Origin of the sequence: Bacillus sp. RCC_6_1 (genome assembly GCF_041360755.1) — a bacterium.
In the GTDB taxonomy this organism is placed as follows: Bacteria; Bacillota; Bacilli; order Bacillales; family Bacillaceae_G; genus Bacillus_A; species Bacillus_A cereus.
This window is the reverse complement of record NZ_JBFUPV010000001.1, coordinates 193,441-216,113: the sequence shown is the minus strand read 5'-3', so window position 1 is coordinate 216,113 and position 22,673 is coordinate 193,441. Positions and strand designations below refer to the sequence as shown.

Genomic DNA, 22,673 nt, shown 5'->3' with positions numbered 1-22,673 from the left:
AGATGTAATATATGGAGCAATTAAAAAAGCAAGTTTGTGATTATATTGAGAGCCATGAAGAGGAAAGTGTGAAATTTTTAAAACGATTAATTCAAGAAAAGAGCGTATCTGGTGATGAAAGCGGTGCGCAGGCAATTGTGATTGAAAAATTACGTGAATTAGGTTTAGATCTCGATATATGGGAGCCCTCTTTTTCTAAAATGAAAGATCATTCTTATTTTGTATCACCCCGTACAAGTTTTTCAGATAGCCCAAATATTGTAGCAACTTTAAAAGGAAGTGGCGATGGGAAATCTATGATATTAAATGGGCATATTGATGTAGTTCCAGAAGGGGATGTGAATCAGTGGGAACATCACCCTTATAGCGGTGAGAAAATAGGGAATCGTATATATGGCCGTGGAACGACGGATATGAAGGGCGGAAATGTCGCACTTATGCTTGCGATGGAAGCGATCATTGAATCTAGTATTGAATTAAAAGGAGACATCTATTTTCAAAGTGTAATAGAAGAGGAAAGTGGTGGAGCAGGGACATTAGCAACTATATTACGAGGATATAAAGCAGATGGTGTCATTATTCCAGAGCCTACTAATATGAAGTTTTTCCCGAAACAACAAGGTTCCATGTGGTTTCGTCTACGTGTAAAAGGGAAAGCTGCACACGGTGGAACGCGCTATGAAGGGGTTAGTGCAATTGAAAAAAGCATGTTTGTTATAGAACATGTAAGAAAGCTAGAGGAGAAAAGAAATAGTCGAATTACAGATCCGTTATTTAAAGGAATTCCAATTCCAATTCCAATTAACATTGGCAAAATTGAAGGAGGGAGTTGGCCAAGTTCTGTTCCCGATGAATTAATTTTAGAAGGAAGATGCGGTGTTGCGCCGAATGAGACTATAGAGGCGGCAAAAGAAGAGTTTGAGAATTGGATTGTTGAATTAAATGATGTGGACAATTGGTTTGTTGAAAATCCGGTAGAAGTAGAATGGTTTGGAGCGAGATGGGTTCCTGGTGAATTAGAAGAAAATCATGAACTCATTACAACACTTCATCATAACTTTGTTGAAATCGAAGGGAACGAACCAATTATTGAAGCATCTCCGTGGGGGACTGATGGAGGTTTATTTACACAAATTGCAAACGTACCAACAATAGTATTTGGTCCAGGAGAGACGAAAGTAGCACACTATCCAAACGAATATATAGAAGTTGATAAAATGATAGCTGCCGCAAAAATTATTGCATGTACATTACTAGATTGGTGTGAGGTGAAAAAATGAAATACTATGAATCTTTTAGAGAACAGACGAATTGTTATACAGTAGAAGGCGTTTTAGATTATTTTAATAAACGTATCCGGGTAGATCACTATACAGGAAATGTTGAAAGCATTATACAGACAATTGACGAACTAGCAGAGAAACATTCTTTCACTAAATGTATTATTAAAGGAAAGGGAGAGCATGTTTCAACATGGCTCTCTTTCGGTTTTTTGTTGGAAGCAACGATACCTCATTATTTTCAAGGACACGATGCATACTTTTTTGTGAAATATAATAATGATGAAAGACGAAATAGTATGCATTGGACTGAGGAAGATACTATATTAAGCGGTGTAAAAGGAAAAGAAATAAAAGAAAAAGTAGTTCCAGAGAAATTTTTGCTGAGAAAAGCGACTGAAGAAGATGCAGAAGAATTAGCAATTGTCTTCGGAAAAGTATTTGAAGTGTATCCGACACCTTTAAATGAAGCGAGTTATGTATTACAGACGATGAAAGAAGACGATACAATTTACTACGTGTATGAATTTGAGGGGAAAATTATTAGTACAGCATCTGCAGAAATGAACATAAAGGAAGGGAATGCAGAATTAACGAATTGTGCTACTTTACCTGAATATCGTAAACATGGATTTATGAAAAGTTTACTAATTAAATTAGAGGAAGAGCTTCGAGAAAGATCTATTTTCTGCTCCTATACAATTGCTCGATCGCTTTCTTTCGGAATGAATGCTGCCTTTCATCAATTAGGCTATACGTATACAGGAAGACTGGCGAATAATTGCTACATTTTCGATAAGTTGGAAGATATGAATATATGGGTGAAAGATCTATCTAGTTATTCGAAAGCAGTAAAACTTCCGTCTCAAAATTTGGTTGTAAAGCAAAACAGTTAGGTGGAGCTGGGTGTTCGAAAAGCTGTACTAATTAGAGTTTCGAGTTATCTAATGAAAATATAAAATTGGTCAAAATTATAGAACGGAATCGTCATGCTTACAATCGCACATAGGTGTGCCGAAAATTCGGCATGTAATTGCCGGATTTTCGGCAAGAGGGGGGATGACATTGCTAGCAGTTTCGACACAAGAAGTCATTGAAGCGATTTTGGGCAGTATTGATGAGGCTATACACGCTGTAGATGAAAATGGAATTACAATATTTTATAATTCTGTAGCTGCAAAACACGATGGATCCAAGATTGAAAAAGTGTTAGGGAAACATCTCTTAGAAGCGTTCCCGTCTTTATCAAGGGAAACGAGTACATTGATGAAAGTACTAGATACAAAAAAACCTATCGTACATCAGGTACAACATTATCAAAATTTAAATGGTGAAGATGTTTGTACAGTAAATACGACGTTACCTATTTTTATAGATGGGAATATTGCTGGGGCTGTTGAAATTGCAAAGGATTACTCTACAATTCAAAAACTTACTGACACAATTGTTGACTTACAGTCGAAAATAAAGCGATCATCTAGAAAAAAAGTGATTAAAAAGCACGCTGCATTTGAGACGATAGTGACAAATGATACGCGGTTTAAACAGACGAAAGAGTTAGCACAAAAAGTAGCACCAACAGACGCGAATGTTTTAATATATGGTGAAACAGGAACAGGAAAAGAACTGTTCGTACAAGCAATTCATGAAGCTTCTAAAAGAAAAAACAAGCCATTTATTGCACAAAACTGTGCAGCTTTACCAGAGTCGCTATTAGAAAGTTTATTGTTTGGAACGACAAAAGGAAGCTATACGGGAGCGATTGAAAGAGCTGGGCTATTTGAACTTGTTGATGGTGGTACATTATTTTTAGATGAACTGAATTCAATGCCACTTGATTTGCAGGCAAAAATGTTACGAGTGTTAGAAGATGGAGTCATTAGAAGAATTGGTGATAATAAGACGAGAAAAGTAGATGTTCGTGTTATTACCGCAATGAACCAGCCTCCAGAAATATGTTTACGAGAGAATAAAATTCGCACTGATTTATATTATCGCTTAAACGTATTTTCATTATATATCCCACCGCTTCGTGAAAGAACTGAGGATGTACTATTATTAGCATCTTATTTTTTGAAAGAATATAATAAAAGTTATAAAAAAGGTGTACTTCAAATTGATGAGGAAGCGAAAGATAGACTGCAAGCTTATCAGTGGCCTGGAAATGTCCGGGAGTTAAAACATACGATTGAACATGCTGTTATTATTGCAGAAGGGAATACATTGACAGCCAATTGTTTACCACGTACATTCCGGAAAGAGAAGTTTTCGAAGAAGAAGGGTATAATGCCACTTAGAGAAGCACTTCATCAAACAGAAAAAGAATTAATAGATCAAGCGTTGATTGAAACGGAAGGGAATATATTACAAGCCGCAAAAATGTTGGGTATCCCTCGTCAAACGCTTCAATATAAACTGAGCAAGTACGACAAAACCGCCGAATAATCGGCGGTTTTTGTGTGTTTGCACCAATAAAAGAGCGTTTACATATATAAAAAGTAATGAATATGATGTTAAGTATTGATTTCATACAACGCTTAAAAATATTTTTTCGCTTATGTAATAGGGTTCTCCGCACATTTACTTATCAACAATGTAAAGTTGGCATAACTATTGCTTATATAAAGGATGAGCGTATAAAAAGGGGGAATAGCAATGTTACATGATGTATACAAACCAAATCGTCACTGGAAGGATATCGAATTATGGAAAGATGTTACTGAAGAGCAATGGAATGATTGGGTTTGGCAATTAACGAATACGATCAAAACGTTAGATGACTTAAGAAAAGTGATTAACTTAACACCTGAAGAAGAAGAGGGCGTTAAAATTTCAACGAAAACGATCCCGTTAAACATTACACCGTACTATGCTTGGCTAATGAATCCTGATGATCCACGCTGTCCGATTCGGATGCAATCAGTACCGATTTCGGAAGAGTTATATAAAACAAAATATGATTTAGAAGACCCACTTCACGAAGACGAAGATTCACCAGTTCCAGGGCTAACACATCGTTATCCGGACCGTGTACTATTCTTAGTAACAAATCAATGTTCTATGTATTGTCGTTACTGTACACGTCGTCGTTTTAGTGGACAAATTGGAATGGGTGTACCAAAGAAACAATTAGATGATGCAATTGCTTATATTCGTGAAACGCCACAAGTACGAGATGTATTAATCTCCGGTGGTGACGGACTTCTAATTAACGATAAAATTTTAGAATATGTATTAAAAAATTTACGAGAGATTCCGCATGTTGAGATTATTCGTATCGGAACGAGAGCACCAGTAGTATTCCCACAACGTATTACAGAAAACTTATGTAACATTATTAAAAAATACCATCCAGTATGGTTAAATACACATTTCAATACATCTATTGAAATTACTGAAGAATCGAAAAAGGCATGTGAAATGTTAGCGAATGCTGGTGTTCCAGTCGGAAACCAAGCAGTAATTTTAGCTGGTATTAACGACAGCGTTCCAATTATGAAAAAACTTATGCATGACTTAGTAAAAATCCGTGTACGTCCATACTACATTTATCAATGTGACTTATCTGAAGGTATCGGTCACTTCCGTGCACCAGTATCTAAAGGTCTTGAAATTATTGAAGGTTTACGTGGACACACATCTGGTTATGCTGTTCCGACATTCGTTGTTGATGCGCCAGGCGGAGGCGGTAAAATTGCACTTCAACCAAACTATTTAATCTCACAAAGTGCAGATAAAGTTGTACTTCGTAACTTTGAAGGTGTTATTACGACGTATCCAGAGCCAGAGAGCTATATTCCAGGAAGAGCGGAAGGATACTTTAAAGAGATTTATCCGAACTACGAAGAAAAACGTTCAGATGTTGGTATCGCAGGTCTTATGAGCGATAAGAAATTTAACCTCGTTCCAGACGACTTACAGCGTATGAACCGTCGTAAAGACTACGAAGATAATGATACTCATGCATCTTTAAAAGATAAACGTGATAAGCGCGATCAATTAAAAGATAAAAAATATCAAGCACAAATGGCTAAGTTAGAAGAAAACGACAAAAAAACTGAGGGTGATGCAGTATGAATTGTATGTGGTGTGACAGTACAGAAGCGAAAGAAAGCTTGAATACTGTATATTGGGAATTACCAGATGGTACGAAAGCCATTGAAATCCAAGAGACACCATGTATTTCTTGTTCCTCGTGCGGGATGGACTATCAATCAGACCATACAGTAAAAGAAATTGAAGATCAATTATTCTTAATTTACACGAAAGATTTACCAAAACAACTAACATATGAAGAATTAATGGGAAGACCGCGTCTATTAAAAAGAAATTATTTCGACTTTTAACCAGCTTTTATGCTGGTTTTTTTCTTTTTTGCCTTGTATAATGTACCCAAGTTAGAAAGGTAGGGAATATTTTTGAAAAAGACATTTTACCATTATATGATGAAGCATCGTGCAGCTTTATTTAGAAATGAAATTTCAGATTTAGCAGAGGCGATGTATGATGATTTAAGTTTTCCGAAGCAATCTGAAGACTATGATGAAATTAGTTCATACTTAGAGTTGAGCGGAATGCTAGAAAGTATGTCTATATTTGATGAAGCCTGGGATTTATACATACAAGATAGATAAAAACTATTTGAAAACATACAGAATACATTACTTTATTTAAAGTGAAGTATTCTGTATGTTTTTTTATTATGAAATTTGTTGATTTGAAGCTAGTCTAGTTACTAGCTTTTGTTTGAGTGTAATGTAAATTTTATAAGATTATATTTTTTATTGAAAAAATTTATGAATATAAGCTTCTGTGATAAGCGTTTTTATGTAGGTTGCATATACTGATATCAAAATCACGACGTCAAAAAAAGGAGAGATAGAGATGGCAAGAAAAAAACAACCTAAATACAACGTAGGGGACATAGTCGTGATTACGCTATATGGAACCGTTGGGAAAATCACAAATATGAAGGTTTTAGATGGAGTTTATGTATACGAAGTCAATAATCACGATGGATTTTACGTAGAGCAAACTTTGCAGCACGTTACAGAGCAAGATATGAAAAAGGGCGATACGGAGTGGATTGAATTAAATTATAATTTCACGTTTGGTGATCTTGTGCAAGTAACTGGATATGATAAAGATGTTTTCCGTATTGTTGGTTTTCGTACAGAAGTATGGAGATATAAGAATGACGCATGGGAAGATACAATTTATGAATTGTCACGGATTACGGATGGTGAATGGTTAGAAGCGGATGAATCAGATTTAACGTTACTCGCCAATGCTCAAACGGCAAATGCAATTTTGAAGAAAATGAAACAAGATAAAGCAGGTATGAATAAATTAGATTTAGGAAAGTTAAAGTCAATTAACAACTCGAAAAAAGTGAGTGTTAAGACGAATCGTCAAGAAATCATTGATGGATTACTTGACATTTATAACGATTATCAATTATTGTTCGATACATTTAAAGATGAAGAATATAAAATTGTAATGGATGTTGTTCATAATTATTTAGTTAAATTGACAGAGAAAAAATAGTTAACTAGAAAGAGAGAATAAATTGAACAACAACATATGCAGTATAAGGTATGCCTACAACTATTAAAAAAATAAAAAGCCACTTTATAAGAGAGTCTGCCCATTGATCCTCATGCATGAACTCTTCTTTTGTTTGTCCTACTTCATATTGATTTTCCATTATTATTTCCCCCTTTGAATAGCTTGTACTACAATCGTATGCATCTCGTCCAAAGCTTATGACCTATAAAAAAATAAAATCTATTTTTCTAATCTCATATACATAATTTTGAGATTTTTTCATAAAACAGAAATAAAGGAGTGATGCTCATGAAGGAAATTGAAGTCGTGATTGATACGGAAGAGATTGCGGAGTTTTTTTATGAGCAACTAATTGAAAGAGGGTACGTCCCAAAACGAGAAGAAATTGAAGATCTCGCAGATATTACATTTGAGTATTTATTAGAGAAATGCATGATTGATGAAGTTTTTGATGAAGAGGATGAATGAAAGTAACGACGGGCATAACTCGTCGTTTTTTACTCTTTACAAACCTGTCACAAGTATAGTCAATAATTATTGATATAATGAAAAGGAAATTTTACTCAAGAGGTGAAGGAATGTTCAAAAAAATTATTGATTCTTTATTAGGAAAGAAAAAATATCGTTCGTATTCAAGTAGTGATTATCGTCGTAGAGGGCGCTCGTATTCAAGTAGCGATTATAAACGACGTTCATCTGGTTATGGACATCAACATTATAAAAGAAAACGTAAAAGCCGTAGCTTCTTTTCAAGTAGCTGATGAAATGGCGTCGTGTACTAGCATTATTTGATAGACCACTGCGAAAAAATACAATTGTTGCAGAGCATTATAAAATTGAATCAGTAATTGGAATGGGCAGTTATGGGGTTACATATGTCGTTAATGATTTGCAAATAAATAGATATAAAGTCTTAAAACAATTAAGACAAAGTAAACAAAGATATGAGTCTGGTAGAAAATCATTTGAACAAGAGAAAATGATTTTACAAACATTAAATCATCATGCAATTCCTAGTCTATATGATCATTTCATATGGGAGAAAAAGAGCTTCTTTGTGATGGAGTACATGTCTGGTAAAAATTTTGAAGATTATATTTTCATAGATGGGTATGTATATACAGAACGTGAAGTTTTTGAGATTTTATATGAAATATTAGAAATTGTATCGGTGTTTCATAGTGAAGGCATTATTCACCGAGATTTACGCATTCCAAACATATTAATGAAAGAAAATCAAATTAGTATTATTGATTTTGGATTAGCTAAATGGAAAGGTGAGGATGATGAGCGAGCTACAACTTACGAAGGTGAACAAGCTTTGATGCGAGAAGTTCAATTTCGTAGCGACTTTTATGCGCTCGGTCATTTCTCATTATTTTTATTATATGCAGGATATGAATCTAATGAAAAACAGGAAAAACCATGGTACGAAGAATTAACTTTGGAAAATTATAATCGCGAAATGCTTATGCGAATGTTACAAATAAAAACGCCGTACTATGAGAATGTACAAGATTTAAAACAAGATGTAGCTTCTGCTTTAGAAAGGATGGAGACTCCATGTTTCAAAAGTTTTTAGCAAGCGTTGGTATTGGAAGTGCAAAGGTAGATACTGTTCTTGAAAAAGATGAGTATATTGTTGGGGAAGAAATAGTTGGAAAGGTTCATATAACTGGAGGTTCAGTTAGCCAACAAATTGAAAGCATTTACTTAACATTATCGACGTCGTATGTACGAGAAGTGGATGATAAAAAAGTAACAGCAACATATGATTTAGAGCGAGTACGCTTAACCGAACCTTTTTCTGTAGAACCAAATGAAACAGTTGACATTCCATTTTCTTTTCCAATGCCAATTGAAGCACCACTTACACTTGGTATGAAAACGGTATGGATTCATACAGGTCTTGATATTAAACGTAGTATAGACCCAAGTGACCGCGACTACGTTCAAGTGTTACCTAATGCATTATTAAGTAGTGTTTTAGATAGTGTAAATGAATTAGGGTTTAAAGCACGTCATATAGAATGTGAAGAATTACCGCACCGATTACGTAAACAAGTTCCATTCGCACAAGAATTTGAGTTTATTCCGGTTTCTGGAGAGTACTACGGCAGATTAGATGAATTAGAATTATTAATTTTGCCACGTGCATACGACCGATTAGAAATAATTATGGAAGTAGATAGAAAATCACGTGGATTAGCTGGTTTATTCGCTGAGGCACTTGATCTTGATGAGAAGGTTATTCGCTTCACTGTAACAAGAGAAGATATCCCTGAGATGAAGCAAAAAATTAATAATTATATTTTTTAATAAACTATGCATAAAAAAGAAATGGAGAGGAAAACTAAAACAACCGCTCCATTTTTTTGCATAGTGAGGTTATGTATGTGAAACGATATCGACATTTATACTTGCTAAGTTTTACGTTACTCATTTGTTTTGTCGTATTATCACTTTCGTATCATACCGCTTGTATTGAGAACTTTGACAATATAGTCGCACATTTTATTCAAAGCTTTCGAAACGATTATTTGACGACCTATTTTACTTGGGTGTCTTTTATCGGTTCCAAAAGAATATATTTTCCATTACTCATTATTCTTGTAATGTATTTTCTCGTTAGAAAAAAGTTGCTTAGTGCGTTACTTCTAACAATTAATTACTACGGATCTCGTTATTTAAACAGTATGCTTAAACTATGGTACGAACGAGCAAGACCTGATGTCACGCAGCTTGTTACTGCAACTGGATATAGTTTTCCGAGCGGTCATACGATGAATGCTACTGCTTTTTTAGGATTTATTGCATACGTCACAATTACTGAAGAGCGTATTTCGTTGCATAAAAAATTGTTAATTATTCTTATAGCAAGCTTTGTTGTATTATCTATTTCAGTTAGCCGAATATATCTTGGCGTGCACTATCCATCTGACATATTAGCAGGATGGGCAGCTGGTGGTAGCTGGCTCGTTTTATGTGTTATATTCCATAAAACGTTCATAAAAAAAGAACCTATGTCATAATAGGTTCTTTTTTCATTGGCTCAACATGAATGTGTGCATGGTAAATTCCAAACTTTTTGCGAAGCATAGCTTCGATGTTGTCGGTAATACAGTGACTTTCTCCAACATCCATGCGAGCATCTACTTCAATTGTAATATCAACGTACGTTTGATTCCCATACATACGTGCTCTAATATCTACAATGTTTTCCACACCGCCAATATGCTCAATAGCATCAGCGTATTCTTCCATTTTATCAGGATCAATTCCATCTGTAAGCATATGAGAAGATTCTACGAAAATCTCCCATGCAGTTTTACAAATAATAAGACCGACAATTAAAGCGGCAATAGGGTCTAAAATAGGCATTTGGAACTGAGAACCGACAATACCTACTACGGTACCAATACTTACGAGTGCATCTGATAAATTATCCTTTGCAGCGGCTTCTAATGATTTACTTTTTGTTCGTGCTGCAATTTTTTTCGTATACAAATACACGCAGTACATAACGACAGCAGAAAATAAAGCAACCCATGCAGCGAGTATATTAGGCGCTGCTTGTTTCGGATTTAAGAAAGATTGAATGGCACTAATAACAACTTCTAATCCGACTGTTGCCATAATGAAGGACGCAACAAGTGATGCGATTTGTTCGGCCCGCGAATGCCCATACGGATGATCTGGGTCACGAGGTTTACGAGATATTTTTAGACCAATTAATATCGCTAAAGAAGCACCGATATCCGTTAAGTTATTTAAACCGTCAGCACGTAATGCGCTAGAGAGGGTAATATAACTGATGATGATTTTCATAGAGGATAAAAATATGTAGGCCATAATGCTGACAATAGCACCTTTATCAGCTTCTTTATGAGAAAGAGTATCCATTTTAATCACTCACCTTTCTTTAAAGGAATTTCTTTCTATAAATAGAGTATCAAACGAAAGTCGTGTGGGTCTATACAAACATTGTTGACGTTTTATAGCTTTTTAAGAAGGGGATAACAAAGTTTCGTGAAGGAAAAATATGTTGAAAAGTACAAAGTTAGGGTGTGAACCTAATTAGAGTTTATTTACTAAAGAGATAGGAGGGTAGATGGATGAGGAAACGAGTACTTTTCTTACTACGTATTATTCTTATCATGACAAGGTGTAATTCATTAAACGATGAAAAACGTCAAAAGATAATTATGAAAACAGATGAAAGCCCTCTGAAAAATATTTTCCAGAGGGCTTTCAACTTAGTATGCTTCTAAAAACTCAGTAACTTGCTCTTCAGTTTTTGCATTAGCACTATGTAAGTGGCCTAGCTTCTCACCGTTTTGGTATACAAGTAAACTTGGAATACCCATTACTTGATACTCTTCAGCGATACTTGGAAACTCATCTTTATTAATAGAATACCATTCAAATTTATTGAACTCTTCCATTACATCTCCGATAAAGTTGTCCATACGTACGCAATCTGGGCACCATGTAGTAAAGAACTTAACAACTACTGGCTCCTCGCTTGCGATGATGTCTTTGAATTCTTGTTCTGTTTTAATTTCTTTCATAAGTAAAACTCCTTTCAATATCACACGAATTTATATGCAAAATTCGTATTTGCAAACATGTTGCAAACTTATTATTTGTTTTTTAGTTTTGTAGTTCGTTCACACTTATAAAATTGTATGTAACATGACTGCGCTACTAAGTGTGAAAATAACGGAACCTCACTTTTCTTTATAAGCTTTTTCCAGGATTGTGTCAAACTTTTGAATTTTATACAGAAATTAAAGAAGCCCAAACTTTGATTGAGTATGGGCAGAGTGACTAAAATTAATTGCTTATTAATTTCGAATAAATATTTAAATCGATAAGCTTTCCAGCTGATTTTTCGCTTTTTCTCAGAGTACCTTCAAAAGTAAAGTTTAATTTTTCTAATACTTTTATGGAATTTACATTTGCTGGTTTAACTTTTACAAAAATTGAATTAGGTTAGAAATTATATGGTTGTAATGGGAATTGAGGGATATGAATAAAAAAATTGTATCCCGCATTAACGGGCAGTAAGACCCCCACTGATTAAAGTTTCACTTTATTAGGGATTTGCCTTAAACATTTATTACAGTCAAGAATATTTATAATAATATGAACTAAAAAAGGTCCAATTTTTGTAATGTTGGAGGGGAGTATTGTGGACATAACTCAAAGCGTGGCAAGAATAGTGGTTAATGGGAAAGACCTTTCTTTCACTTCAGTTCAAACCTCTGCATGGAATCATGGACCTGTAAATGATCTAATCATTACGACGAATCAGAGGGTGAATGAGCTTTTTCAATTCATGTGGTCACAAGTACCGGTTACGATGTCGATATATTTTCTTCAAGGGGCGGATTTACTTAGGTTCGTTAGGGTTGCTGGAATCGATGAGCGTGTAACCGGAGAATATGTATATCATTTCATTTGGTAATAAGAAGAATTCAAAGTAGTCTAGCAGCTACTGTTTTATTTTGTCATTTGAATATAAGCGAGCGGACTAGCTTATAGTACCTACTGAAATAAAGAATCATAATATAATTTGTAATAAATTATACGGAAGTGAGTTGAAGATCATGTTTTATTCATATTTTAATTCTGAAGCTGGCATACGACCAGCGTATGGTACGTCTATAACGTATAGTGGAGCACAAAGTACAGTCCAAGCTATTCAACAAGCATTGCAAATGCAACAACAAATGCAAATGCAGCAGCAAGGAGTACAACCATATTACTCATCCGTAGAGTATTTTTATCCAGTACATCATGTTACACCGTACGGAAGTTCTTTTCTTACTATTCCATATGGAACTATATACAACTTATAACTAGTAAGGAATGAAGTGGTTTATATAAATAAGGGTGTAGATTAATAGCGCCCTTATGAATAAGAAAAATAGCTAGTCCAAACCTTATAAATCAATCTTACATAATATGTAGTAATAAGTTTGAAAGGGGAATTAGTATGTCTTGTTATTACTACTGTAAGTATTGTAAGGAGTATAAAAAGAAGCATCATGATTGTTGTAAGAACACTAGTAAGTGTCATGATAATAAGGACAATCTTGTTAGAGCATCGGCATTTAGAGCTAGAAATACTGTGAATCAAAATGTTCCTGCTAATACTTTTGTGAAAGTGTTATTTCAAAATGAACAATTTGATTTAGCGAATGAGTATAATCCAGCAACATCTATTTTTACGCCGAAGACTAAAGGTGTATATTCTATTATTGGAACGATTGGTTTCTTTCCAAACGATCCAACTTTAAATTATAGAGCGCGTGTAGAAATTCGTGTGAATGGAAACGCAGCGATAGCTATAGATAATGACTTTTTTGGTCCAATAAGTTTTGGAAATGTCGTAAGTGTTTCGACGATTGTTCAATTGAATGCAGGGGATGAAGTTGAGATTTATGCACAAAGTAGTATAGATGGGGTTTTAAGTCCTTTAGAAGATGGGGCACATTTTGAAGCAGCAAGATTTCCTTCTCCAATTAAATAAAACAGACTATTAAATGCTTTTTAGTAGGTTTAGTTAATCCCCTTACCAAATGGTGGGGGATTATTATTGTTTTTCTAAAATATATAAGTAAATAGGTAAAGCGTAGTTTAATTTGTAGGGGCTTCAACCTTCTTCAGATAATAAACAGAATAATAAGTAACATGCTTGTGAAAACTCATTGTTAGTAAGTTTACTAGTTTTCTTATAGAACAAGAAAGACGGAATACATAAAAGATCGTATCATTACGTTTTTTCTTTACTATATAGAAATTATATATTGAACATAGATTTGTGTAGGGAATGCTAATACACTGAAAAGAATAGCGTAAAGGCGATTACACTATATAAAAACAAAATCAATCCTAAGATGAGTAGTATCGGATGCAGCTTGAACATATTTGACCTCCTTGAGTATATAAAGAATTTTAATATATTGTTGGCCAATTTAGAAGGGGGACGGTTACATAAAAAAAGAGCATACATAATAAGTACGCTCCAAAGAAAGATAGGTTTTATGAGTGGATAATCTCCATACGATAATATATGTTCTTTTAATAAAAACGTGTAAAAAATCAATGAATTATCAATGGAATATCATAAAATGAGTAATTTTAGTCTAGGAATGCAGTTATTTTCTTTCTCAGTTATTTTTAGGTAACAAAGTTGTGAAAATCGTGCATTATGCGGACTAACAACGGGATAACGATCGTACTTCAGTTACATATTTCTTAAAGTCTGGATATTGCGTGATAGTTTGACATTTAGGGGTGCATAGTTGATTAATTATAGACACATTTGTAATTACTTCGTTACAAGGACCGAAAAATGTAACTTTTAGTTTTGAATTTGGTGGAATTTTAAACACGATAGGTTTTTTTTCCATGAAATCAGCTCCTAATATTGAGTATTATAATTTAAAGGATATAGAGTCGTATTAGTATAATATGAAATTTCAGTGGATTTGCTTATAATAAAGAATTTCATAGTAGTAAAAGTGCTTAAAGATGTAAAGGGGAAATTGAGAATGTGAAATAAAATGTTTAATTAATATAACTAATGCATTTTTTAGTTTGTTACATATTATGTTAGTAAGAATGGTATAAGGAGGTAGTATAAAATATTGGAAGAAAATGTACAAGTTCAGCTTTCGCCACCTTGGATCACAAATTTTAATGAATTAAAAAATTCAACATTTGACTTAATAATATATAGAAAATGAGTAGTGATTTTTATTAACTGAAAGGGAATTGATACTGGAAGTTTTAAGTTAATAATATAAGAGGATTTTTTCTAATATCTATAAAAATGTTCAATACCTAAATTGATAGGATGAGACTACATAACAAATAGTAAGGTATATTTCGAATATGAGAATATTTTTTGTGACATACATGTTAAAGCTAATAGAAATATTTCTGAAAGAGAATATATTTTGAAAAACAGTAAAGATTCTTTTTACTTATATTATAGATAGCTAGTTTTAGAGAGAGGAGGCTTACAATAAAACTAGCTATGAATAGGACATTCAAAAGGAGCTGGAATGTATGGGGTATATTGTAGATATTTCAAAATGGAATGGAACTATCAATTGGGATATTGCAGCATCTCAGCTAGATTTAGTGATTGCTAGAGTTCAAGATGGCTCTAATACGGTGGATTTTATGTATCAAAATTATGTTAGTGAAATGAAAAAGCATAGTATCCCATTCGGTAATTATGCTTTTTGTCGTTTTATATCTATTGCTGATGCAAAGAAAGAGGCACAAGATTTTTGGAATCGTGGTGATCAATCTGCTAAGTTTTGGGTAGCGGACGTAGAAGTTCAAACGATGGTAGATATGCAAGGCGGGACACAGGCATTTATTGATGAATTACGCCGTTTAGGTGCGGAAAAAGTAGGATTATATGTAGGGCATCACACGTATCTATCATTTGGAGCACGTAATATTGAAGCTGATTTCGTATGGATCCCTCGTTATGGAGGGAATAAGCCAGCATATCCATGCGATATGTGGCAATATACGGATTCAGGGAATGTTCCTGGGATTGGGAAATGTGATCTGAATCGATTAGTAGGAAATAAGTCACTTTCTTGGTTTATAAATTCGAACAAAGCAAATCAATCTAACATAGTGTATACACAGCAACCGAATGGCATTGGTATTGCAGTTTCGAAATATCCTGATGGATATGGAATAAATTTATATGAAAACCCCATGAATCCTCAATTTACAGGTACACTCACTCAAAAAATTCCATATTTAATCTTAGCAGGTTATTGGGGAGGCGGTGAGCAAGATATGATTTGTTTAGGGAACGATAAGCAGTGGGTATATTTAAAACATTTTAATGTGAAATGGTTTTATGCAACTTCAAAATATCCTGTCGGTTACGGAGTAAATTATTATGAAGAGCCTGAATGTATGAATTATAAAGGAAACATAGATGGATCGACATCTTTTCGAGTGTGGGGTAGAGTGGGAAATGCGGTAGATATCGGACAGAATAGTTGGATACCTGAAAAACATGTAATTATTAAGCAACTATAGAAGCTATATTTTTTTGAGAATTATATAAAGAGCCTTCTTACTATGCATAGTAAGAAGGCTCTTTATATTTAAAAATGAAAATACATGATACATAGTCAACTCATATGAAATGAATTACATGTAGAAAACACACTGTTTTCACAATGACTGTGTATAGTTAATTTGCATAATGATAAAAGTGAGGTATTTGAATTGAAAAAGAAGAAAATATTTATTGGAACAATTATTTCATGCATGATGCTAGCATTATCTGCATGTGGTTCCTCAGACAACGTAGTAACATCAAAAGTAGGAAATGTTACAGAGAAAGAATTAAGTAAAGAATTACGACAACAATATGGAGAAAGTACTTTATATCAAATGATGTTAAGTAAGGCATTGCTAGATAAATATAAAGTTTCAGATGAGGAAGCAAAAAAGAAAGTAGAAGAAGCAAAAGATAAAATGGGTGAAAACTTTAAATCGACTTTAGAACAACTTGGGTTGAAAAATGAAGATGAATTAAAAGAAAAAATGAAGCCAGAAATTGCATTTGAGAAAGCAATTAAAGCAACAGTTACAGATAAAGATGTGAAAGATAACTATAAACCAGAAATGAAAGTAAGTCACATTTTAGTGAAAGATGAAAAAACGGCTAAAGAAATAAAGGAGAAAGTAAATAATGGTGAAGATTTTGCTGCCTTAGCAAAACAGTATTCAGAAGATACTGGTTCAAAGGAACAGGGCGGGGAAATATCTGGTTTTGCCCCTGGACAAACAGTGAAAGAATTTGAGGAAGCTGCGTATAAATTAGATGCAGGCCAAGTAAGTGAGCCGGTTAAAACAACTTACGGTTACCATATTATTAAAGTGACGGATAAAAAAGAATTGAAGCCATTTGATGAAGTAAAGGATAAAATTCGTAAAGATATAGAACAACAAAGACTACAAGATACGACAGGTAAATGGAAACAACAAGTAGTCAATGATTTATTGAAAGATGCTGATATTAAAGTGAATAATAAAGAATTTAAAGATACATTTAAATTTCTAGAAAAGAAATAATGACTGTAATCATAATTAGAAAAGGGAACTCATATAGAGTTCCCTTTTCTAATTAGTGTGTGAGTTATAAATAGATAGTAAGACAATACAATATTACATTTAAATATTAAGAATTACAATGGAAAATTATGGATTATAATTTTTTCAACGAAAGTGGATATTCTACGGTTTTCATTATGCAAGTTTATTACATATATTTACTCTTTAATAATGGATATCGAACATAATTTAAAAAATAATACATATAATGTCTTTGAATAAATATTTAACATGGATAATTAGTAAAAAGCTGAGCATTCGATTGGAAAGGATGTTCTTTTTCATATGAAAATTTTAGGATAAAGAATGAATCGTTTTAAACGCGTCATTTATCACATCAATAAATTAAGGTGGTGGAGAATATATGAAAGTAATCTTTCAAGGAGAGGGCGGCGCGAAAATTTTTGAGTCATATGATGAAAATGTAAGTGATTTATTAGCTATATTAAAAGAAACGAAAGGGATTAAAATCGGGATGGTTGAGTATAAAGTGTTAAAGTACGAACTTAATTATTTTCGTCATCCGAAAAAAGCGGATACAGAGAGAGAGTTACATATAATAGTACAACCTAAGTATATGTAATAAAATATAATAATAAAAATCATTGATTCAGTTTTGTAAAGTTCCATAGAGTATGTAAGAAAAGAGAGTGTTGTAAATGCTCTCTTTTCTTATGCTTTGTGAGTTCGTTCATCATAGTATATGTTTTCAGTTATAGATGGTTAATAAACGATAAAAATTTAAAACTTTTTCGTTTAGGCAGGGATTTTATATTTAAATAAATAAATATACTATGAAGTATTTTTTATACGAATACTGGAGGAGTATAAAATGAGTTTAGCAAGTTACACAGGCTGTAATGTAGAAATTCCGTTAACGGATCCGGATTCTAATAATCTAATTGTTTTTGGACCGTGTTTTTCAGATGAAAGTATGCTTGAAATTGTACAAGATTATCAATTCCAAACAAATTACACATATGAGGTTTCAACTAGTTGGGGAATTGAACTTGTCGAGTGGCAAAATGTAAAGGAAAAAAAGAAGCGAAAGAAAAACTTTTAACTTTATGGAAGGTTATTTGGAAGATAGAGACTATTTCGAATTATTTAGTTGTTGGGTTGGTGATGAAGATAAGGAACGAGTAGGGGAATTGAACTTAAAAATAAATCATTTTAATATAGATGAATTATGTATTCCAGAAAGAACATTAGTTAGGATAGAAAAATAAGCTTTGAAATATTTTTTAGAAAAAGGCGATTTCACTTTGGGTGAAGTCGCCTTTTAGTTGTTATATGCATGTTATATAAGAAATGAGAAGTTTATTTGATAAAGGAAAAAAGTATGGAGATAAATAAAATTATGTTTTTTGTTAAGAAATAATAAGTATGGCTCTTCTCAAAAGAACGTAAGTTCGTGTATAATAGGAACGAATGTTCTTTCAAGAAGTAACCTAATTATAGTTTAGAAGTAAATCCGAGTTTAGTGAGTATTAAAAATAACTAAGGGATAGTATGGCTAAATAAATGTATAAATGATCAAGGAGATAAAAAATGAACGATGTAAAGATACAAAAAGAAGAAAGAGAGTGGGTTCCGTTTACAGTAATGTCCGAACAACTTTTAAATATGAGAAAGATTATTGGAGAGAAATTAAAAGTACAAAAACCGCTTTTAACAAATGAAGCAAAAGAGAGAATTTCTGATAAATTATTAACGTCATTACTGTCTGAGAAAGAAATATTGGTAACATATTTTGAAGATGGTTACATACTAACAAGCTACATGACTGTTGTACATATCAATCCGGTAAAACAAATTGTAATTTGTACAGACGCCTTTTATAAAACTTACGTATTTAACGCTATGGATATTATTGAAATAACGTAAAAGAAGCTGAATATTAAATGGCAGCTTCTTTTATTTCTGATTTATGAGACAAATAATACAAGAAAAAGCAGCTAGCTTCGTGCTAGCTGCTGAGCCCCAGGGAAAGGGAGAAAAAGATAGGGTACTCCAAAATCAACAAGAGCTGTCAAACAGCCTGATTATAGTATAGACAAATTAAAATTTTCTATACAGAAAGTTGAACATAAGATTAGGCTGTACCCACTTGGTTTTGATCTGCAAGGTCAGAATCAAATGTATTGGTCGCGCTAACACCGTTAAAAGTATTAACAACAAAACCAACGTTTGATGCGCCGGAACCATTATAAGCTTTCGTATTTTCTTTCGGAGATACGTTGTAGAAATCACCTAAGTTAAATGATCCATTGCTATTTTGTACAACTAAATTTCCTACAACTGATGGCATAATTTTCACCTGCTTTATAATAAGTTGTTAACATTACTATATGGAGTTATAGTCCAGATGGTTCATACAATAAAAATTGTGGAATAGTAAAACGTTTGGAGCGTGGATTTCAATAAAAGTGTGTTAAAATTAATATAATAAAGTTGAGTAATTTTTTTAAAAAATTTGTATAATTGATATATATGAAAATAAAGGAGGCAAAATGTAATGAAAGATATTATGAAAAAAGTTGATTTAACAGATGCCAAATCAAGTAATCTTGTTGCATTAATTTATAGTAATGAAGTTATATTAGTTGAAGACGCATTTTGTCCAAATGAAATAAAATTAAAGTTTAATGAAATTGCAATTTTATCTGCAATTAAAACAGCTCATATTGCGAAAGTGTCTATTAGGAAAGAACTTGAAGCGCTTTTTCATGACACGGGTGTTATATTAGTGAAACAAAATGTTGATTATGGCAGTAGCCAATCTATTACCATGCATTTTGAGCAATTTAAAAAATTGCAAGATGAGATTGAACATTTAAATAAAAGTATGTAATAAAGCAGCTAAATAAAGGTTCTATCATAAAGGTGGAATGTGTTGTGTTGAAAAAGTGGTTTAAAAATTATTTGGGTGAATCGCATTGTAAACATAAATATATTTTTATTAAGATGCAGGATAATGAGGATTTTAAAAAAGGTATATTAGGTGTAGTTTATATTTACCAGTGTGAGAAATGTGGAAAAGAGAAGTTGAAATGTAAAAACAATAATGAAATAAACAATGAATTTTTAGATATATAGCAAAAAGTAACCATGATGGTTACTTTTTTTGCTTATGTATGCAATATCAAAACCATTACTAAAGTATGAGTTGAGTTGATACTATAGTAAATCGCTGAATAAAAATGAAGAGAGTAAGATATAGGGAAGGAGGATGAGAGAAATGAAGCGAAAAGAAATTAGTAAATCTGTAATTATTACAGGTGTGACACAAGGGTTAGGACGTGCGATGGTTGATCGATTTCATGAATTAGGGTGGAACATATATGGTTGTGGACGTTCAAAAGATAAAATTGAAGAACTAAAAAAACAGTACAGTAAAATACATGATTTCCAAGTAATTGATGTTTCAGATTCTCAGCAAGTTAATAACTGGGCAAATTATATATTTAATAGACATACGGCTCCCGATCTGATAATAAATAATGCATCGATTGTAAATCAAAATGCACAACTTTGGAAAATTACGGCTCAAGAATTCGAAAATGTAATGAATGTAAACGTGAATGGTGTAGTAAATGTAATAAGAGCGTTTGTTCCCGCAATGGTAGCTAGGAAAGAAGGAATTATCATTAATATGAGTTCTAGTTGGGGGAGAGAAGGTGAAGCTGAGCTTGCGCCATATTGTGCCTCGAAATTTGCAATTGAAGGTATCACTAAATCTATGGCCCTGGAATTACCCCATGGCATGGCTGTAGTTGCTTTAGATCCTGGGGGGAGTATTAGTACTCCAATGCTGAAGTCATGTGCGCCACAATATATAAATGAATCGCCTACACCTGAAACTTGGTCACATAACGCAATTGAATATATATTGAATATAACAATAGATAAAAATGGAGATTCATTGACATGCCCAGCATGCGTATAAAAAGCACCTTTAAGGTGCTTTTTATATTAGTAGCACATTAGATCATTCACAAAATTACATCTGAAAAATAAAATAAAAGATTAAGGGTGAGATTTGTTTGTTTTGAAAGCTTTAGAAAATATTTGAATAGGTGATAAAAATGAATCCAAGCAGTTTAAAAGTGACAGGGGCATGGTTTCAAGTAGGGGGGAATCTTACAGCTGCTATTGGAACGACAAGAGGATTTATTGGAGAAGAGAAAGTTGAATCGGAACTTGTTATTGTAGGAAGCTCATTACAAGCCCTCGGGTATATATTACAAATCATTGCGAGCAATTATGATGATGGGGAAGAAAAAAGAGAGAATCAAAGTAAATTACTTGATCAAATAGGAATTGAGTTATTAGCATTAGGAAATATATCAAATGTAATAGGAATATATTTTAATATAAATGAACAATTGAAAGAAAATGATTATCTTATCATTACAGGGAACAGTTTACAATCGATTGGTGCTTTTTTAGGAGTAGAAGCAGCTTTGGTGGATATAAATGTATTACAGAAAATTATTATACTGGGTAACTCCATGCAAAGTTTAGGAGCTGGATTACAAGCGTATCAAGGTGTTTTAAATGTATTGAAAGATGAGAAAGAAAATAAAGATAGTATTTTTGATAAGAAGGATGAGAGAATCATTGCACTCATTGGTATTTGGATACAAGCGATAGGAACGTTAATTTCCGCAATTGGAATAACTGCAATAGAGGAAGAAAATAGGCTAGAAAACAATGAAAAGTCTGAAATACTTATATAAATAGAAGGAGATACATTGATTTTAGAGGCAGGTTAAGATTAAAATGGTAGTAGGTTTTTTTGCGTATATTTTGAAAAGTGATATATAAAATACAAAATAAGGAGTTTTCAAGGGATGATGTATTTATTAGCAATTTTTCTTCCACCTGTTGCTGTATTATTTTGTGGAAAACCAATTCAGGCAATCATAAATTTCATATTAACATTAATATTTTGGGTTCCAGGAGTTATACACGCAATTCTTGTAGTGCATGATAAAAAAGCTGATCAGCGTTTGAAAAAACAAATTCAAGCATATGATGAAATTAATAAGAGAAATCGAAGATAATTCATCTGCCAAATGTTTTTAAAAGAAAGGAGGATTAACCTCCTTTCTTTTTTTAGTGGGTGTTAAGTTTAAATTTTTGTGTGGCGGAAAGAATTTTTAATGTAAGTATTATGATAATAACTTTTAGATTGTGCATGTAATAGGCCAGTATAAATGCTTTCTGGTACATTAAAGAAATCATACATACCATGCTTTAATTGGATTCGCAAAATCATAGAAAAAGGATTATAACCAACAGCAACTATATTTTTTGAGGTAACCGGAGATAGCTTCATTATTATGCAACTCCTTATTTTTCATTTTTAATAATTCTTTGTAGGTAACGGTATTGTGGTGTTGAAATCTTTATAATTAAAGAGGTATTATACCTATATTCAATATATTTAATATTGGTTATACGTAATTATAAGTAAGTTCACACGAAGTTCATATCGATATGCTATTTTTATTTCACCTTTGATTTATTAATAAGAAAATATTGACCATTTGAAAAAAAGGTATATTATTTATACGAGGTAATAAAAATTCACTTCTTTCATTATTATGCTAAAAGGGGCAGCATTATTAGAAAATTAGAAGTGAAAAT

The 22,673-nt window shown here is 32.8% G+C and carries 31 protein-coding genes and 1 pseudogene; 25 read left to right on the top strand and 7 right to left on the bottom strand.

Annotated features, from left to right (window positions below; translation table 11 throughout):
- Positions 1-11: 11 nt before the first annotated feature.
- The 7 genes from AB6801_RS01010 (at position 12) to AB6801_RS00980 (ending at position 6,827) form a co-directional block, all read left to right on the top strand.
- A complete protein-coding gene (locus AB6801_RS01010; RefSeq protein ID WP_087967875.1) occupies positions 12-1,280 on the top strand; it encodes a peptidase in 1,269 nt (422 codons plus the stop codon).
- Positions 1,277-2,176, top strand: a complete 900-nt coding sequence (gene ablB, locus AB6801_RS01005) for a putative beta-lysine N-acetyltransferase (RefSeq protein WP_000878597.1) — start codon at positions 1,277-1,279, stop codon at positions 2,174-2,176. Before AB6801_RS01010 ends, ablB begins: the two co-directional genes overlap by 4 nt.
- 163 nt (positions 2,177-2,339) lie before the next feature.
- Entirely contained in the window at positions 2,340-3,725 is a 1,386-nt protein-coding gene (rocR, locus tag AB6801_RS01000) for an arginine utilization transcriptional regulator RocR (protein WP_011110073.1), read from the top strand.
- 210 nt (positions 3,726-3,935) lie between these two features.
- On the top strand, positions 3,936-5,357 hold the full coding sequence (kamA, locus tag AB6801_RS00995; RefSeq protein ID WP_000902142.1) for a lysine 2,3-aminomutase: 1,422 nt from the start codon (positions 3,936-3,938) through the stop codon (positions 5,355-5,357).
- A complete protein-coding gene (locus AB6801_RS00990; protein WP_000995763.1) occupies positions 5,354-5,626 on the top strand; it encodes a YokU family protein in 273 nt (90 codons plus the stop codon). Before kamA ends, AB6801_RS00990 begins: the two co-directional genes overlap by 4 nt.
- A gap of 72 nt (positions 5,627-5,698) precedes the next feature.
- The gene (locus AB6801_RS00985; RefSeq protein WP_000750717.1) at positions 5,699-5,914 is read left to right on the top strand and encodes a YozE family protein; all 216 of its coding nucleotides are present in this window, start codon (positions 5,699-5,701) and stop codon (positions 5,912-5,914) included.
- Between the two features lie 250 nt (positions 5,915-6,164).
- Entirely contained in the window at positions 6,165-6,827 is a 663-nt protein-coding gene (locus AB6801_RS00980) for a hypothetical protein (protein ID WP_000101499.1), read from the top strand.
- A 4-nt stretch (positions 6,828-6,831) separates the two neighbouring features.
- On the opposite strand, the gene AB6801_RS00975 is transcribed toward AB6801_RS00980, so the two are convergent.
- Positions 6,832-6,987: a DUF3930 family protein gene (locus tag AB6801_RS00975; RefSeq protein WP_000431486.1), complete on the bottom strand. Its 156-nt coding sequence runs from the start codon at positions 6,985-6,987 to the stop codon at positions 6,832-6,834.
- A gap of 149 nt (positions 6,988-7,136) precedes the next feature.
- Between AB6801_RS00975 and AB6801_RS00970 the strand changes: the two genes are divergently transcribed.
- The 5 genes from AB6801_RS00970 (at position 7,137) to AB6801_RS00950 (ending at position 9,880) form a co-directional block, all read left to right on the top strand.
- Positions 7,137-7,316: a YozD family protein gene (locus tag AB6801_RS00970; RefSeq protein ID WP_000658451.1), complete on the top strand. Its 180-nt coding sequence runs from the start codon at positions 7,137-7,139 to the stop codon at positions 7,314-7,316.
- A gap of 110 nt (positions 7,317-7,426) precedes the next feature.
- On the top strand, positions 7,427-7,609 hold the full coding sequence (locus AB6801_RS00965; RefSeq protein WP_000473371.1) for a hypothetical protein: 183 nt from the start codon (positions 7,427-7,429) through the stop codon (positions 7,607-7,609).
- Positions 7,609-8,430: a serine/threonine protein kinase gene (locus AB6801_RS00960; RefSeq protein ID WP_000872051.1), complete on the top strand. Its 822-nt coding sequence runs from the start codon at positions 7,609-7,611 to the stop codon at positions 8,428-8,430. The genes AB6801_RS00965 and AB6801_RS00960 overlap by 1 nt, the downstream gene beginning before the upstream one ends.
- Entirely contained in the window at positions 8,412-9,167 is a 756-nt protein-coding gene (locus tag AB6801_RS00955; RefSeq protein ID WP_000486631.1) for a sporulation protein, read from the top strand. Before AB6801_RS00960 ends, AB6801_RS00955 begins: the two co-directional genes overlap by 19 nt.
- 77 nt (positions 9,168-9,244) lie before the next feature.
- Positions 9,245-9,880 carry a phosphatase PAP2 family protein gene (locus tag AB6801_RS00950; RefSeq protein WP_000833370.1) on the top strand — a complete coding sequence of 212 codons (636 nt, stop codon included), beginning with the start codon at positions 9,245-9,247 and terminating at the stop codon, positions 9,878-9,880.
- Here the strand turns inward: AB6801_RS00950 and AB6801_RS00945 are convergent.
- The 3 genes and pseudogenes from AB6801_RS00945 to AB6801_RS00935 all read right to left on the bottom strand — a co-directional run.
- Entirely contained in the window at positions 9,870-10,751 is an 882-nt protein-coding gene (locus AB6801_RS00945) for a cation diffusion facilitator family transporter (protein ID WP_000380380.1), read from the bottom strand. The genes AB6801_RS00950 and AB6801_RS00945 overlap by 11 nt on opposite strands.
- A gap of 353 nt (positions 10,752-11,104) precedes the next feature.
- A complete protein-coding gene (locus AB6801_RS00940; RefSeq protein WP_000658787.1) occupies positions 11,105-11,419 on the bottom strand; it encodes a thioredoxin family protein in 315 nt (104 codons plus the stop codon).
- A gap of 265 nt (positions 11,420-11,684) precedes the next feature.
- Positions 11,685-11,840: pseudogene (locus AB6801_RS00935) on the bottom strand (GNAT family N-acetyltransferase); the annotation flags it as partial.
- A gap of 202 nt (positions 11,841-12,042) precedes the next feature.
- Between AB6801_RS00935 and AB6801_RS00930 the strand changes: the two are divergent.
- The 3 genes from AB6801_RS00930 to AB6801_RS00920 all read left to right on the top strand — a co-directional run bounded on the left by AB6801_RS00930 (position 12,043) and on the right by AB6801_RS00920 (position 13,386).
- Positions 12,043-12,318: a hypothetical protein gene (locus AB6801_RS00930; RefSeq protein ID WP_000355689.1), complete on the top strand. Its 276-nt coding sequence runs from the start codon at positions 12,043-12,045 to the stop codon at positions 12,316-12,318.
- A 142-nt stretch (positions 12,319-12,460) separates the two neighbouring features.
- Positions 12,461-12,712: a DUF3947 family protein gene (locus AB6801_RS00925; protein ID WP_000500091.1), complete on the top strand. Its 252-nt coding sequence runs from the start codon at positions 12,461-12,463 to the stop codon at positions 12,710-12,712.
- A gap of 137 nt (positions 12,713-12,849) precedes the next feature.
- Complete coding sequence (locus AB6801_RS00920) at positions 12,850-13,386, top strand: C1q-like domain-containing protein (RefSeq protein WP_002100961.1); 537 nt, start codon at positions 12,850-12,852, stop codon at positions 13,384-13,386.
- A gap of 688 nt (positions 13,387-14,074) precedes the next feature.
- On the opposite strand, the gene AB6801_RS00915 is transcribed toward AB6801_RS00920, so the two are convergent.
- Positions 14,075-14,269, bottom strand: a complete 195-nt coding sequence (locus AB6801_RS00915) for a hypothetical protein (protein ID WP_000412557.1) — start codon at positions 14,267-14,269, stop codon at positions 14,075-14,077.
- A 661-nt stretch (positions 14,270-14,930) separates the two neighbouring features.
- Between AB6801_RS00915 and AB6801_RS00910 the strand changes: the two genes are divergently transcribed.
- The 5 genes from AB6801_RS00910 (at position 14,931) to AB6801_RS00890 (ending at position 18,905) form a co-directional block, all read left to right on the top strand.
- On the top strand, positions 14,931-15,935 hold the full coding sequence (locus AB6801_RS00910) for a glycoside hydrolase family 25 protein (RefSeq protein WP_000540659.1): 1,005 nt from the start codon (positions 14,931-14,933) through the stop codon (positions 15,933-15,935).
- Positions 15,936-16,127: 192 nt separating this feature from the next.
- Positions 16,128-16,979 carry a peptidylprolyl isomerase PrsA gene (locus AB6801_RS00905; protein WP_000727342.1) on the top strand — a complete coding sequence of 284 codons (852 nt, stop codon included), beginning with the start codon at positions 16,128-16,130 and terminating at the stop codon, positions 16,977-16,979.
- Between the two features lie 403 nt (positions 16,980-17,382).
- The gene (locus AB6801_RS00900; protein ID WP_000864279.1) at positions 17,383-17,601 is read left to right on the top strand and encodes a hypothetical protein; all 219 of its coding nucleotides are present in this window, start codon (positions 17,383-17,385) and stop codon (positions 17,599-17,601) included.
- Between the two features lie 249 nt (positions 17,602-17,850).
- Positions 17,851-18,081: a KH domain-containing protein gene (locus AB6801_RS00895; RefSeq protein ID WP_000050527.1), complete on the top strand. Its 231-nt coding sequence runs from the start codon at positions 17,851-17,853 to the stop codon at positions 18,079-18,081.
- A gap of 488 nt (positions 18,082-18,569) precedes the next feature.
- On the top strand, positions 18,570-18,905 hold the full coding sequence (locus tag AB6801_RS00890; protein WP_001999741.1) for a YolD-like family protein: 336 nt from the start codon (positions 18,570-18,572) through the stop codon (positions 18,903-18,905).
- Between the two features lie 208 nt (positions 18,906-19,113).
- Here the strand turns inward: AB6801_RS00890 and gerPF are convergent, their stop codons facing one another.
- Positions 19,114-19,329, bottom strand: coding sequence for a spore germination protein GerPF (gene gerPF / locus AB6801_RS00885; RefSeq protein WP_001141565.1), 216 nt, complete (start codon positions 19,327-19,329; stop codon positions 19,114-19,116).
- 207 nt (positions 19,330-19,536) lie between these two features.
- Between gerPF and AB6801_RS00880 the strand changes: the two genes are divergently transcribed.
- The 5 genes from AB6801_RS00880 (at position 19,537) to AB6801_RS00860 (ending at position 22,087) form a co-directional block, all read left to right on the top strand.
- Positions 19,537-19,872 carry a hypothetical protein gene (locus AB6801_RS00880; protein WP_000651907.1) on the top strand — a complete coding sequence of 112 codons (336 nt, stop codon included), beginning with the start codon at positions 19,537-19,539 and terminating at the stop codon, positions 19,870-19,872.
- Positions 19,873-19,916: 44 nt separating this feature from the next.
- Positions 19,917-20,117 carry a hypothetical protein gene (locus AB6801_RS00875; protein ID WP_000915140.1) on the top strand — a complete coding sequence of 67 codons (201 nt, stop codon included), beginning with the start codon at positions 19,917-19,919 and terminating at the stop codon, positions 20,115-20,117.
- 142 nt (positions 20,118-20,259) lie between these two features.
- Positions 20,260-20,967 carry an SDR family oxidoreductase gene (locus tag AB6801_RS00870; RefSeq protein ID WP_000823058.1) on the top strand — a complete coding sequence of 236 codons (708 nt, stop codon included), beginning with the start codon at positions 20,260-20,262 and terminating at the stop codon, positions 20,965-20,967.
- A gap of 139 nt (positions 20,968-21,106) precedes the next feature.
- Positions 21,107-21,760: a DUF6944 family repetitive protein gene (locus tag AB6801_RS00865; RefSeq protein WP_001070041.1), complete on the top strand. Its 654-nt coding sequence runs from the start codon at positions 21,107-21,109 to the stop codon at positions 21,758-21,760.
- 114 nt (positions 21,761-21,874) lie between these two features.
- Positions 21,875-22,087, top strand: a complete 213-nt coding sequence (locus tag AB6801_RS00860; RefSeq protein WP_000990218.1) for a YqaE/Pmp3 family membrane protein — start codon at positions 21,875-21,877, stop codon at positions 22,085-22,087.
- 68 nt (positions 22,088-22,155) lie between these two features.
- On the opposite strand, the gene AB6801_RS00855 is transcribed toward AB6801_RS00860, so the two are convergent.
- Entirely contained in the window at positions 22,156-22,362 is a 207-nt protein-coding gene (locus tag AB6801_RS00855) for a KTSC domain-containing protein (protein ID WP_000777843.1), read from the bottom strand.
- Positions 22,363-22,673: the final 311 nt, after the last annotated feature.